This window comes from Streptomyces sp. Sge12, from assembly GCF_002080455.1.
Lineage (GTDB): Bacteria > Actinomycetota > Actinomycetes > Streptomycetales > Streptomycetaceae > Streptomyces.
Genome location: NZ_CP020555.1, coordinates 7,886,722 through 7,900,100 on the forward strand (window position 1 = coordinate 7,886,722; position 13,379 = coordinate 7,900,100).

The window sequence follows — 13,379 nt, forward strand, 5'->3', positions numbered from 1 at the left end:
GGACACGGCACGACGCCCCTCCCGTCCTGTCGCGGATCACAGCCCACACACGGCATCCCAACAGGAGGCGGCACCCATGGCTGACTTCGTCGGCGCAGTGGACCAGGGGACCACGAGCACCCGTTTCATGATCTTCGACCACGCCGGCAACGAGGTGGCGCGGCACCAGCTGGAGCACTCGCAGATCCTCCCGCGATCGGGGTGGGTCGAACACGACCCGGTGGAGATCTGGGAACGCACCAACTCGGTGATCCAGAACGCCCTCCGGCACGGCAACCTCGACGCCTCCGACCTGGCGGCCGTCGGCATCACCAATCAGCGCGAGACGACCGTCGTCTGGGACCCCCGCACGGGCCGCCCGTACTACAACGCCATCGTCTGGCAGGACACCCGTACCGACTCCATCGCCGCGGCACTCGAGCGCGGCGGCCAGGGCGAGGTCATCCGCCGCAAGGCGGGGCTGCCACCGGCCACCTACTTCTCCGGCGGCAAGATCCAATGGATCCTGGAGAACGTCGACGGCGTGCGCGAGGCCGCCGAGCAGGGCCACGCCCTCTTCGGCAACACCGACTGCTGGGTGCTGTGGAACCTCACCGGCGGACCCGACGGCGGCGTCCACGCCACCGACGTCACCAACGCCAGCCGCACCATGCTCATGGACCTGGAGACCCTCGACTGGGACGACGAGCTCCTCGGCTTCTTCGGCATCCCCCGGTCCATGCTGCCCACCATCAACCCTTCCTCCCACCCGGAGGCGTACGGACAGACCCGCACCTCGCGTCCGTTGCGCGGGGCCATTCCCATCACCGGTGTCCTCGGCGACCAGCAGGCGGCCACCGTCGGGCAGGTCTGCTACCAGCCCGGCGAGGCGAAGAACACGTACGGGACCGGCAACTTCCTGGTGCTCAACACCGGGACGGAGCTGGTCCGCTCGCAGCACGGCCTGCTGACCACCGTGGCCTATCAGTTCGGCGACAGCCCCGCGATCTACGCCCTCGAAGGATCCATCGCGGTCACCGGTTCCGCCGTGCAATGGCTGCGCGACCAACTGAAGATCATCGGTGACGCCGCCGAGAGCGAGCGCCTGGCCCGCACCGTCGAGGACAGCGGCGGCATCTACTTCGTGCCCGCCTTCTCCGGCCTGTTCGCCCCGTACTGGCGCTCCGACGCCCGCGGCGCGATCGTCGGCCTGGCCCGCTACCACGACAACGGACACCTGGCGCGGGCCACCCTGGAGGCCATCTGCTACCAGACCCGTGACGTGGTGGAAGCCATGGAGCAGGACTCCGGCGTCCACCTCGACGTGCTCAAGGTCGACGGCGGGGTCACGGCCAACGACCTGTGCATGCAGACCCAGGCCGATGTCCTCGGCGTCCCGGTCAGCCGGCCTGTCGTCGCCGAGACGACCGCGCTCGGCGCCGCCTACGCGGCCGGGCTCGCCACCGGCTTCTGGCGCGACACGGACGAACTGCGCACCCACTGGCAGGAGTCCAAGCGCTGGGAGCCCGAGTGGTCGGAGGAACGGCGCACCGAAGGGTACGAGGGCTGGAAGCGGGCGGTGGAGCGCACGCTCGACTGGGCCAAGGTCGAATAGGTCCGGCCGATCCGGCCGCCACGCACGTGCCCGCATCACCGAGGAGGAGACCATGGTCGATCCGGTCGCACTCTCACCGCGGGCCCGCGCACAGGCCCTCGCAGGCATGGGGCAGGGCGAACTCGACGTCCTGGTCGTCGGAGGCGGTGTCGTCGGCAGCGGGGCCGCCCTCGACGCCGCCACCCGGGGCCTGAGCGTCGGACTCGTCGAAGCCCGCGACTGGGCTTCGGGCACGTCCAGCCGCTCCAGCAAACTCATCCACGGCGGCCTCCGCTACCTGGAGATGCTCGATTTCCGCCTCGTCGCCGAAGCCCTCAAGGAACGGGGCCTCCTGCTCCGGTACCTCGCCCCCCACCTGGTGCGTCCGGTGCCGTTCCTCTACCCCCTGCAACACCGCGTCACGGAGCGCCCGTACGTCGGCAGCGGGGTGCTGCTCTACGACGTGATGGCCCGGGCCTCCGGCACGTCCGGGGGCCTGCCCCTCCACCGCCACCTGAGCAGGCGCCGGGCCCTGCTCGAAGCACCTGCCCTGCGCGCCGACGCCCTGGTGGGCGCCATCCAGTACTGGGACGCCCAGGTCGACGACGCCCGCCACACCCTGTTCCTCGCCCGTACGGCCGCCGCGTACGGGGCACTGACCGCCAACCGGACCCGCGTCAGCCGCTTCCTGCGGCAGGGCGAGCGGGTGGTCGGCGCCGTGGTCACGGACCTGGAGACCGGCGAGGAGACAGAGGTACGGGCCAAGCAGGTCATCAACGCGACCGGGGTGTGGACGGACGACACCCAGGCCATGGCCGGCACGCGCGGCCAGTTCCACGTCCGCGCCTCGAAGGGCGTCCACCTGCTCGTCCCCCGGGACCGCATCAACTCCCGCACCGGACTGATCCTGCGCACCGAGAAGAGCGTGCTGTTCGTCATCCCCTGGGGGCGGCACTGGATCATCGGGACCACCGACACCGACTGGACCCTCGACAAGGCCCACCCCGCCCTCAGCTCCAAGGACGTCACCTACCTGCTGGAACACGTCAACAGCGCCCTGGCCACGCCCCTGGTCCCCGAGGACGTCGAGGGCGTCTACGCCGGCCTGCGGCCCCTGCTGTCCGGCGAGGCCGCGGAGACCAGCAAGCTGTCCCGGGAGCACCTGGTCGCCCATCCGGTGCCGGGACTCGTCGTGGTGGCGGGCGGCAAGTACACCACCTACCGGGTGATGGCCAAGGACGCGGTCGACGAGGCCGTCCGAGGCCTGGACGAGAAGGTTCCCGACTGCGTCACGCACCGTGTCCCGCTGCTGGGCGCCGACGGCTACCCGGCGCTGTGGAACTCCCGGCGCCGACTCGCCGAGACCTCCGGCCTCCATGTCGCCCGCGTCGAGCACCTCCTGAACCGCTACGGCTCCCTGGCGCCCGAACTGCTCGCCCTGGTGGCCGCCGACCCCGCGCTCGGCGAGGCACTGCCGAGCTCCGACGACTACCTGAAGGTCGAGGCCGTGTACGCGGTGACCCACGAGGGGGCCCGCCACCTGGAGGACGTCCTCGCCCGGCGCACCCGGATCTCCATCGAGTCCTGGGACCGCGGGGTGGACGCGGCGCCGACCGTGGCCCGGCTGATGGCGCCCCACCTGGGATGGGACCGGGCGCACCGGGACCGCGAGGTCGACCACTACCTCAAGCGCGTGGCCGCCGAGCGGGAAGCGCAGGAGCAGCCGGACGACCGGACCGCCGACGCGGTGCGTCTCGGCGCCCCCGACATCATTCCGGTGAACTGAACCGCGTCGCGGTGCGGGCCCGTCGCGGTGAGGGCCCGTCCCCGTGCGGTGCCGCCTTGCGGCGGCGGTACGTCAGCTCTGTGCGGGGGCGTCGTCCGCCTGCTCGGCGCCCTCGGCCGCGCCCGCCTTCTCGCGCATCTTGCGCACCAGCTCCGCCTTCTGGTCGGCGGCGTTCCGGCGGTCGAGGTTGCGGTGCGGACCGTTGTTCTGCCGTTCGGCGCGGGACAGCCTCTTGCGCTGGCCGCCGCCCTGGCCCACGGGGTTGTTGATGTTCTTGCTGTCGGTCACGGGTTCTCCAGGTGGTGATGCGAAGCGGTCTACGGACTGATCGGTGGGGGAGGGGCAGCGACGCCGAAGGACGTCAGCAGGGGCCCATCACGCCCTCACTCGTAAATCGGCCTCTGGAAGAACATGACAAAGACGGTACCCGGTTCCGTCGCCCCTCCACACCAACGTTCGCGACGCCGGGCCAGGCCAGGGCCGGTTCGGGCAGCGCATCCGCGGTCCCTTGACCTTGCCGCGACGTCAGGGTCTGTACTGAGGGGCATCCCGGTCCGCAGCGATCACCGAGCCCGCGGACGACCCCGGAGAGGACATCGAGATGATCACCGCGCCCGAGAAGAACGTGACCCTGCTGCGCACCGCGTACCGGGCGGTCGAGAGCGGTGACCTGGACGCGGCGGAGCAGATGCTGACGCAGGACTTCATCGCCAACGTTCCCGGCAGCCCCGCGCCGCTGGTCGGCCGCGACGTCTGGCGCCTGGGCACACAGGCGATGAAGGACGCCTTCCCCGACCTGAAGATCATGGTTCAGGAGATCTTCGGCGCCGGCGACAAGGTGACGGTGCTGCTGCGCTTCGAGGGAACCCATCAGGGCGCGTTCCAGCAGATCGAGGCGACGGGCCGGCAGGTGGCTTTCACCAGCATCGAGGTCTACCGCATCGAGGGCGACAGGATCGCCGAGGAGTGGGTCGCTCCGGACCTGATCAGCCTCATGCGGCAGATCTCGCCCGCCGCCGCCCACTGACCCGGGCCGCGCTGCGAAGGCAGACGTCCCCGGCCCGCACGGCTTCGCCGGACCCCGCCGCGAACTGCGGTCTAGCATGAAGAGCAAGGTTCATCCCCAGGCCCGGCCCGCAGCGGCAGGGAGGCCGGTATGGCGTTCGACACGACGGGTTTCGCGCAGGCGGACGGCGGCCGCTACATCCCGATCTCCGACCACGGCCTGATCGGCGATCTTCGTACCGCCGCCCTGGTCGGCACGAACGGCACCATCGACTGGTACTGCTGTCCGCGCTTCGATGCGCCGAGCGTCTTCGGGTCCATCCTCGACGCCGACCGCGGCGGCTCGTTCGAGTTGGCCGCCGAGGTTCCGACCCGCACCAGGCAGTTCTACTTCCCCGACACGAACGTGCTGATCACGCGGTTCTTCGCCGCCGACGGGGTGGCGGAGATCCAGGACTTCATGCCCGTCGTCGACGAGTCCCGCGAGGCGTCCCGGCACCGGCTGATCCGGCGGGTGATCTGCGTCCGCGGAACCCTCCCGTTCAGGGCGCGGATCGCTCCCCGCTTCGGCTACGGCACCGAAAAGCACACCACGCACCTCGAAGGCCACACCGCGGTGTTCCGCTCCCCGTCCCTCACCCTCGCGCTGACCGCCACCGCACCCCTGGAAGCCGACGGCCAGGACGTGTGGTCGCACTTCAAGCTCCTCGAGGGCGAGTCCCACGTCTTCGCCCTCGACCAGATCGGCGATGATGCCCCGCCCCGGGCGTGCCCGCGCGCCGAAGCACAGGAGCAGGCCGAGGCGACCGTCCGGTTCTGGCGCCACTGGCTCGCCGGTTCGCGCTACCACGGGCGGTGGCGGGAGATGGTGAACCGGTCCGCGCTGGTGCTGAAGCTGCTCACCTATGCGCCGACCGGCGCGATCGTCGCCGCACCGACCACCAGCCTGCCCGAGCAGATCGGCGGCGAGCGCAACTGGGACTACCGCTACGTCTGGGTCCGCGACGCCGCCTTCTGCGTCTACGCGATGCTGCGACTGGGGTTCACCTCGGAGGCCGAGGCGTTCATGGGGTTCATCTCCGAGCGGGGCATCCTGCAGGGCACGGGGGAGACCGGTCCGTTGCAGATCATGTACGGCATCGACGGGCGCACCGAACTGCCCGAATACGAGCTTTCGCACCTGGAGGGATACCTCGGCTCCGGACCGGTCCGGGTGGGCAACGCCGCGACCGGCCAGCTCCAGCTGGACATCTACGGCGCCCTGATCGACTCGATCTACCTCTACGACAAGTGGGGGCAGCCGATCAGCAGTGACCGCTGGGACCAGGTCGGTGCCGTCGTGGACTGGCTGTGCGAGCACTGGGACCAGCCGGACGAAGGGGTGTGGGAGACCAGGGCGGGCCGGCGCGACTTCGTCTACTCGCGGCTGATGTGCTGGGTGGCCCTGGAACGGGCGATGCGCATGGCGAACCGCCGCGGTCTGCCCGCGGACCTGAACCGCTGGCGCGAGTCCCGGGACGCGATCTACCGGCAGATCATGCGGCGCGGCTGGTCGAGCGAGCGCGGGGCGTTCGTCCAGGGGCTGGACGGCCACGTGCTGGACGCCTCGCTGCTGATGATGCCGATGGCCAAGTTCGTCTCGCCCACGGACCCCAAGTGGCTCTCCACCCTGGACGCCCTCACCACGGACCTGGTCTCCGACTCGCTGGTGTACCGCTACGACCCGACCGCCAGCCCGGACGGACTGCACGGACCCGAGGGCACCTTTTCGATCTGTTCCTTCTGGTACGTGGAGGCGCTGGCCCGGGCGGGCCGGCTGGAGGAAGCCAGGCTCGCCTTCGAGAAGATGCTCACCTACGCCAACCATCTCGGCCTGTTCGCCGAGGAGATCGGCCCGACCGGGGAGCAACTGGGAAACTTCCCGCAGGCCTTCACCCATCTCTCGCTGATCAGTGCCGCCTTCAATCTCGACCGCGCGCTGGGCTGACGCGGCATCACCGCCGGGACGGCGGCCATCTCCGCAGAGCCGGGACGCGATGGAAATTCGCGCGAAAAAGGCCCTTGGGCTGCGCCGGGAAAGCCCCCCAGGACGCCTTCGGCGGGGCCTTCGCGCCACTCCGCGCCCTGCGGAGGCGCCCCGGGACGACGGCTTGGGTAAAGCCGCGGCAGCGGCCGCTCGGAGCCTCGTCGCATACAGTCTGACCTGCGGATTTGCCGTCAGATTCCTAGGATGGGGCACACACGGGCGAGGGCGCGGAAGCGGCGTGGACTCCTTCGGCGAGCCCCGCCCACGAACGTGCTCAGGACGACCCAGGGAGGGTGCTTCATGACCGAGTCCGGCAACCCCGCACAGCCCGCGAACGTGAGTGTGAACGAGTACACCGCCGCGCACATCCAGGTACTCGAAGGCCACGAGGCGATCCGCAGGCGTCCGGGCATGTACGTCGGCTCGACCGGCGAACGCGGCCTGCACCACATGGTGTACGAGGTCGTCTCGTACGCCGTGGACGAGCACATGGCCGGCCATGCCGACGCCATCGGCGTGACGATCACGGCGGACGGCGGCATCCGCGTCGCGGACAACGGGCGGGGCCTGCCCGTCGAGGCGGAGGAGCCCACCGGCACGTCGGCCGTCGAACGCGAACTGACGGAGCTGAACTTCGGCTCCCGGCCCCACACCGGCTACGGCGTTTCCGGCGGCCTCGGAGGCGTGGGCCTGTGCGCGGTCAACGCGCTGTCGAGCCGCCTCACGGTCGAGGTCCGCCGTGACGGCCACCGGTGGACACAGGAGTACCGGAAGGGGGTCGCGGTCACTGCGCTGACGAGGAAGGAGGAGACGAGCGAGCACGGCACCACGATCGCGTTCCTGCCCGACGCCGGCATCTTCGAGACCGGCCGGTTCTCGTTCGCCACGCTGTCGGAGCGCCTCCAGGAACTGGCCTTCCTCAATGGGGGCCTGGCCGTCTCGCTCACCGACGAGCGTCCGCAGCGGCCGGTCCGCCACCACCACCCGGACGGCCTACGCGCCTACGTGGCCCGGCTCAACCCCTACCCCGCGAGTCACCTCCACTCCCCGGCCATCGGATTCGAGTCGGAGAACGAGAGCAGGACGATCTCCGTGCAGGTCGCCATGCAGTGGAACACCTGGTCCCCGGGCGAGCTCCACTCCTTCGCGAACAGCACGCGTACCCGCGAGGGCGGCGCCCACGAAGAGGGCTTCCGCACCGCGCTCACGGACCTCGTCAACGACTACGCGCGCCGGCACGGGATGCTGTCCGCGGACGACGAGGACATCCCCGCCGGGGCCGTCCGCGAGGGCCTGACCGCGGTCGTCTCCGTCAAGCTCGCCCATCCCGTCTTCGAGGGCTCCACCAGGACCAGGCTCCGCAATCCCGACGCGGGCACCTACGTCCAGGAGGTCGTCCGCACACACCTCACCGATTGGCTGGACCACCACCAGAAGGAAGCCGAGTCCATCGTCCGCCGCATCCTCAGGGCCACACCGCCACGATGATCGTCGGCGTCGGCGTCGGTGGTGCGCCGTACCGGACCGTCCCTCGCGCGTCCGGTGACCAGCGGACTCCGCCCGGGAGAGCAGGCACCGGCGCCGGCCACGAGGACATCTCGGCCGAGTCGGAGGAGCATCTATTGCTGTGGGGCCTGTACGACGCGCTGTGCCCCCGGGCGGGTACGAGGCGGGCGCACACCGGTCGGCCGTGAGGAGGAAGGCCATGATCGTCGACTGCGCACATTATCGCGACGGGCGTCGACAGCAGGAAGGCGCGATGCCGCTGGAGCAGGCGGCCGCGCGCTGCGGGCAAGGCGGATTCGTCTGGCTGGGCCTCTTCGAACCGGGTCCCGAGGAACTGGACCGGGTCCGCGAGATCTTCGGACTGCACGAGCTCGCCGTCGAGGACGCCGCGGCCTTCCACCTGCGCCCCAAGGCCGAGCAGTACGAGGACGGCACCGAGCTGATCATCCTGCGGACGGCGCGCTACGACGACGAGCGGGAGGAGATCGACACCGGCGAGATCAGCATCTTCCTCGCCGACCACTTCGTGATCACCGTTCGCCACGGCATCGCCAGCGAGCTGCACGGAGCCCGCAGCCGGCTCGAAAGCCGCCCCGAACTGCTCAGGACCGGGAGCGCCTCCACGCTGTGGGCGATCCTCGACCAGGTCGTCGACAGCTATGCGCCGGTCGTAGGCGAACTCGAGCGCGACATCGAGCAGATCGAGGCGACGGTCTTCTCCGGGGCGGTCGCCCCGACCGAGCGGATCTACTCGCTGCGCCGCGAGGCCACCGACTTCTACCGGGCCGTGCACCCGCTGCTCGCCGTGCTCGCCAGGCGGCTGCAGACCGGCAAGACGCCGTCCGCGCTCCGGCCGTACATCCGTGACGTCCACGACCACCTGCTGCTGGTCAACGAGGAGGTCGCCGCCCAGCGGGACCTCCTGACCACCGTCCTGGAAGCGAACATCGCGGTGATCTCCGTAGAACAGAACAAGATCAACCTCCGGCAGAGCGCCACGATGGAGAGGCTCACGATCCTCGCGAGCGTGTTTCTCCCGCTGTCGTTCGTGGTCGGCTTCTTCGGGCAGAACTTCGACTGGCTGGTCACCCACATCAGCAGCTTCACCGCGTTCCTCACCCTCACCGTCCTCGGGCTGCTGCTGCCGTGCCTGATGCTGTACGTCTGGCTGCGCCGACGGCGGAGCCGGCCGACACCGCCGGTGCCCGGGGCGAGCCACCCGGGCCGGCGTGCCCCGGCGGCCTCCACGAAGTGAGGACGGCGCCGGCTCCGCGGCGTCCGGCCGTGGGGCGTCCGCAAAAAATCTGGTTGGCGGGGACAGCGGCCGCTGCTACGTTTCCGGAGGCCGTGCGAGAGAACGAGGAGGTGGTACCCGTGAACGCAGTATCGACATGGGCGCTCCCTCCCGGGGCCACGGTCGGACGATAGGCAGGTCGTCCGGGAGCGCCATTCATGAGCACTCCCGAAAGGCACGACCATGCAGTTCACTTCTGAACACCGTCACGACGACGGCGTCCTCGAACGCGAATTCACCCTCGGCGAGATCCCCGGCACCCTGTGGACGCCTCGATCCGCCACACCGCTCCCGCTGATCCTGATGGCCCACAACAACGGCCTGCCCAAGGGGGCGGCCCGGCTGGTGGCGCGCGCCCGGCAATCCGCGGCGTACGGCTACGCGGTGGCCACCATCGACGCCACCGGGTGCGGTGACCGGCCCCGCAGCGCCGCCGACGAGCAGGCTCGCGCCGACTTCCGCCGGGCGATGCGGGCCGGCGGGCCGGTCGACGAGATCTTCGAGTCCTTCATCGGCCCGCTGGTCGAAAAGGCCGTCCCGGACTGGCGTACCACTTTGGACGCGCTCCTCGCGCTGCCCGAGATCGGCGGCCCGGTCGGGTACTCGGGGTGGACCGCCGTCGGCATCCGCCTAGCTGCGGTCGAGCCGCGCATCGCGGCCGCCGGCCTCTTCGCCGGGGGATACGTGCCCCGCGCCCAGCGCGAGGAGGCCCGGCAGGTCAACGTCCCGCTGCTGTTCCTGTTGCAGTGGGACGACGAGGGGAACCCCCGGCAGCGGGCCCTGGACCTGTTCGACGCGTTCGGCTCCGCGGAGAAGACGCTCCACGCCAACCTGGGTGGACATACCGGTACCCCGTGGTTCGAGGTGGAGGACGGCAACCGCTTCTTCGACCGGCACCTGAAGTGAGGCCGGGACGCCCGGCCCGTACCGGACGGTAGGCGGCGCCGACGGCGGGATCGCATTTTTAGGTCATCTGACCTAAACTTCGGAGCATGATCACCGAACCGCACGACGAACTGCGCCCGGACCCCTCCGGCCCTGTACTGATCACCGGCGGATACGGCACCGTGGGCGCCGAGATCGCCCGCATCCTGGGCCCGGCCACCCCGACCCTGCTCACCGGCCGGAACCCCGACCGCGGCGAGGCCCTGGCCGCCGAGGTCGGGGGCGAGGTGCGGGCCTGGGACCTGGCGGACCCGTCCCCCTTCCGGGCGGACGTCCGGGCGGTCATCGGCTCGGTCAACGACCCCGAGGACCGGGTGCTGGCCGCCGCCGCGGCCGCCGGCGTGCCCTACGTCGACATCACCCGGTGGACGGGCCGACTGCAGCGGGCCGTCACCGTCGCCGCCCTGCACCGCCCCGCCGCCCCGGTGCTGCTCTCCTCCGCCTGGATGGGCGGGGTCAGCAGCCTGGTGGCGGCGGCGCTGGCCGCGGAGCTGGGCGGCGCCGAGCAGGTCGAGATCGCCGTCCGCTGGGACATGGCCGACCGGGCCGGCGCGGATTCCGTCGAGTTCATGGACCGGCTGGGCGTGGCGTTCGAGGTGGTGGACGGAGGAAGGCGCCGACTCGCCACCCCGATGACGGAGTCCCGTACGGTCCGCATCGACGGAACACCCGTACGCGTCGCGCGCATCGACACCCCGGAGCAGTTCACGCTGCCGCTGACCCTCGGCACCACCACCGCAGCCACCCGCATCGGCTTCAGCTCCCCGGCCGCGACCCGGGCGCTCCTCGCGCTGCGGGGCACGGGATTCTTCCGCTGGGCCGGCGGGGAACGCTGGGCGCCCGCGCGGCGGGCCCTGCTCCACTCGCCGGGCGACGGCGGGACGGCCCGGCTGCGCGTGGACGTCACCCATCGCGGACGCACGCGCACCGCGACCGTCACCGACCCCCTCGGCCAGCACCACCTGACGGCGGTCGGGGCCGTCATGGGCCTGCGCCGCGTCCTCGGCACCGACGGCTCGCCCGCTCCCCGGGGGGTGGTTTTCCCCGAGCAGCATCCGGATCCGGCCCGCGCCCTCGAGCTGCTCGCCGCGCACGGTGTCGGCCTGGCCTTCGACGAGGACGACGCCGTCGGCACGGGCCACGGCCGGCCGGGAACACGGGCCGCCGCATGAGCGCCGCAGGCGGACCGACCTCCAAGGGCCGCCAGCGGCGTACGGCCCTCCTCGATGCGGCCGAGCGCGTCCTCACCGGCTCCGGAGGGTCCGAACTGACCCTGCGGGCCGTCGCCGAGGAAGCCGGTGTCCGGCTGGGCCACCTCCAGTACTACTTCCCGGCCCGTTCCGACCTGCTGTCGGCGCTCCTCGACCGCATCCTCGCCTCGTCCTTGGAACGGGTCACCGCCCTCACGGCCCTCCCCGCCGCGCACACGCACGGCACCGACCGCGAAGCCCTGCTCGACGCCGTCCTCTCCGACCACGACGACCCGCGCCTGGTCATGCTGTTCACCGAGGTGTGGGCACTGGCCGCGCACGACGAGGAGGCGGCCGCGGCGGTCCGCGCCTTCTACGACCAGTACGTCACGCACGTGGCCGCCTTCGTCCGCGAGCACGCGCCGGGCGTGAGCGAGGCCGAAGCACACCACAGGGCCGAGGTGTTCGTGATGCTGATGGAGGGCTCCGCCCTGTTCCGCTCCGGCATCACCGGCCGCCGGACGGCCGGCACCGACGCCCGGCTGCGCGAGGCCGCGCTCACCCTGCTCGGGGGCGCCGTGCGCCCCTGAGCGACGACGGACTCGCAGGCGAAGCCGTGTGCCCGGCAACCTTTCCGGCTCCGGCGGCAACTGAGGGGTGAACAGTGCACGTCACCCCAAGGAGTACCGCTCATGTCAGCTTCCCCCCATCGCCGCCCCGTCGGACGCCGAAGGCTCGCCCTGGTCGCAGCGGCCGCCCTGGTCGCCGCCGGCCTCGGCGCCGTGCCGCTGGTCGTGAAGGCCGATGCCGTGGCGCCCGCCGACCTCGCTCACGGGGTGCTGCCCGCCCGGGACGGCTGGGCGGCGAGCGGCTCGGGCACCACCGGCGGCCGGGCGGCGGCCGCGGCACGCGTCTTCACCGTCTCCACCCGCGCCGAGCTGGCGCGGGCCCTGGCCGCGGGCCCGGCCGATGCCCCGCGGATCGTCCGGGTCAAGGGCCTGATCGACGCCGGCACCGATGACAACGGGAGGCCGCAGAGCTGCGCCGACTACGCCGCGGGCACCGGCTACTCGCTCGACGCCTACCTCAAGGCCTACGACCCCGCCGTCTGGGGCCGTACCAAGGTGCCGTCCGGTGCCCAGGAGAACGCCCGCAGGGCGGCCCAGGCCAGGCAGGCCGCTCGGATGGTGTTCACGGTGCCGGCGCGGACCACCGTCATCGGCGTACCCGGCACCGGAGCGGGCATCACCGGCGGCAGCCTGGTGGTGAAGAACGCCGGCAACGTGATCATCCGCAACCTGTCGCTCACCGACGTCCGGGACTGCTTCCCGCAGTGGGACCCCACCGACGGCTCCACCGGCAACTGGAACTCCGCCTACGACGCCGTCAGCCTGCGCGGCGCCACCCACGTCTGGGTCGACCACAACAGCTTCTCCGACGACCCGCACCCGGACTCGGGCAATCCCGTCCGCTTCGGCCGCGAGTACCAGGTCCACGACGGCGCCCTCGACATCACCAACGCCTCCGACCTGGTCACCGTCGGATACAACACCTTCGCCAACCACGACAAGACCATGCTGATCGGCAGCAGCGACAAGGACACCAAACTGCGGGTGACGCTCCACCACAACGTCTTCCGGGGCATCGTCCAGCGCGCCCCCCTCGCCCGGGTGGGCCAGATCCACCTGTACGACAACTCCTACGACACCACGGAATCGGAGGGCTACGCCCACAGCTACAGCATCAACTCCCGCGCCGGCGCCCAAGTCGTCGCGCAGAACAACCACTGGAAGCTCTCCTCCGACCGGAAGACCTCCGACCTGCTCAGCGGTGACGGCACCGGAGCCATCGCGGGCAGCGGCAACCTCGTCGGCGGCGCCCTCGTCGACCTGGTCGCCGCCCACAACACCGCCAACCCCAAGAAGAAGATCAAGACCACCGTCGACTGGCGGCCCACCCTCACCGCCGGACTGGAACCCGCCGCCGGACTGCCGGCGAAGCTGGCGGCCGAGGCGGGGGCCGGCGTCCTCACCGAGACCGGCGGCAAGGCCGCG

At 71.2% G+C, this 13,379-nt stretch carries 10 protein-coding genes and 1 pseudogene; 10 read left to right on the forward strand and 1 reads right to left on the reverse strand.

The window, feature by feature from the left end; translation table 11 throughout:
- The first annotated feature begins 76 nt into the window (after window positions 1-76).
- Window positions 77-1,594 (forward strand): glycerol kinase GlpK, encoded by a 1,518-nt coding sequence (gene glpK, locus B6R96_RS35505; protein ID WP_030389689.1) that lies wholly within the window; start codon window positions 77-79, stop codon window positions 1,592-1,594.
- Between the two features lie 52 nt (window positions 1,595-1,646).
- Complete coding sequence (locus tag B6R96_RS35510; RefSeq protein ID WP_081524840.1) at window positions 1,647-3,359, forward strand: glycerol-3-phosphate dehydrogenase/oxidase; 1,713 nt, start codon at window positions 1,647-1,649, stop codon at window positions 3,357-3,359.
- Window positions 3,360-3,431: 72 nt separating this feature from the next.
- Here B6R96_RS35510 and B6R96_RS35515 read toward each other — a convergent pair whose 3' ends face one another.
- Window positions 3,432-3,647, reverse strand: coding sequence for a DUF6243 family protein (locus tag B6R96_RS35515; RefSeq protein ID WP_081524841.1), 216 nt, complete (start codon window positions 3,645-3,647; stop codon window positions 3,432-3,434).
- A 313-nt stretch (window positions 3,648-3,960) separates the two neighbouring features.
- Here B6R96_RS35515 and B6R96_RS35520 point away from each other — a divergent pair, with 313 nt between their 5' ends.
- From B6R96_RS35520 to B6R96_RS39050, 8 genes and pseudogenes are all read left to right on the forward strand, one after another.
- Entirely contained in the window at window positions 3,961-4,386 is a 426-nt protein-coding gene (locus tag B6R96_RS35520; protein ID WP_237291618.1) for an ester cyclase, read from the forward strand.
- A 129-nt stretch (window positions 4,387-4,515) separates the two neighbouring features.
- A complete protein-coding gene (locus tag B6R96_RS35525; RefSeq protein WP_081524842.1) occupies window positions 4,516-6,351 on the forward strand; it encodes a glycoside hydrolase family 15 protein in 1,836 nt (611 codons plus the stop codon).
- Between the two features lie 339 nt (window positions 6,352-6,690).
- Window positions 6,691-7,878 (forward strand): ATP-binding protein, encoded by a 1,188-nt coding sequence (locus B6R96_RS35530; RefSeq protein ID WP_159396436.1) that lies wholly within the window; start codon window positions 6,691-6,693, stop codon window positions 7,876-7,878.
- Window positions 7,879-8,095: 217 nt separating this feature from the next.
- Complete coding sequence (locus B6R96_RS35535; protein ID WP_081524844.1) at window positions 8,096-9,151, forward strand: magnesium and cobalt transport protein CorA; 1,056 nt, start codon at window positions 8,096-8,098, stop codon at window positions 9,149-9,151.
- A 222-nt stretch (window positions 9,152-9,373) separates the two neighbouring features.
- Window positions 9,374-10,096 (forward strand): dienelactone hydrolase family protein, encoded by a 723-nt coding sequence (locus B6R96_RS35540; RefSeq protein ID WP_081524845.1) that lies wholly within the window; start codon window positions 9,374-9,376, stop codon window positions 10,094-10,096.
- An 86-nt stretch (window positions 10,097-10,182) separates the two neighbouring features.
- Window positions 10,183-11,307 carry a saccharopine dehydrogenase gene (locus tag B6R96_RS35545; protein ID WP_081524846.1) on the forward strand — a complete coding sequence of 375 codons (1,125 nt, stop codon included), beginning with the start codon at window positions 10,183-10,185 and terminating at the stop codon, window positions 11,305-11,307.
- The gene (locus B6R96_RS35550) at window positions 11,304-11,915 is read left to right on the forward strand and encodes a TetR/AcrR family transcriptional regulator (RefSeq protein WP_081524847.1); all 612 of its coding nucleotides are present in this window, start codon (window positions 11,304-11,306) and stop codon (window positions 11,913-11,915) included. Before B6R96_RS35545 ends, B6R96_RS35550 begins: the two co-directional genes overlap by 4 nt.
- A gap of 102 nt (window positions 11,916-12,017) precedes the next feature.
- A pseudogene (locus B6R96_RS39050) lies at window positions 12,018-13,358 on the forward strand (pectate lyase family protein); the annotation flags it as partial.
- Window positions 13,359-13,379 lie beyond the last annotated feature (21 nt).